General features: G+C 69.1%; 1 protein-coding gene. It reads left to right on the top strand.

The genetic code is table 11. From position 1 onward, the window contains the following. On the top strand, positions 1–259 hold a 259-nt coding region (locus ACLJNW_RS26270), incomplete at both ends, for a hypothetical protein (RefSeq protein WP_410961516.1).

Here is a 259-nt window from a genome sequence, read left to right as displayed (position 1 = left end):
CCGTTGGCCTGCGCGCCGGAAAGCATCCGCCAGCCGCGCACCCGGCGCCTGGCATTCCAGCTTTCCGCCGGCGAGAGCCGGCGCCTGGAGCGTCTTGCCGCGCAGCATGGCGTGACCTTGTCCAGCGTGTTCGGCTGCGCCTTCGCGCTGGTCCTGGCGCGCTGGAGCGAAAGCGCGGAATTTCTCCTCAACGTGCCGTTGTTCGATCGGCATGCCGACGACCCGCGTATCGGCGAGGTGATCGCCGACTTCACCACCC

The sequence above is a fragment of the Salmonella sp. SAL4457 genome, assembly GCF_046548235.1.
Taxonomy (GTDB): domain Bacteria; phylum Pseudomonadota; class Gammaproteobacteria; order Enterobacterales; family Enterobacteriaceae; genus Salmonella; species Salmonella enterica.
The sequence above is the reverse complement of the archived record's forward strand: the minus strand, read 5'-3'. Positions and strand labels throughout refer to the sequence as shown.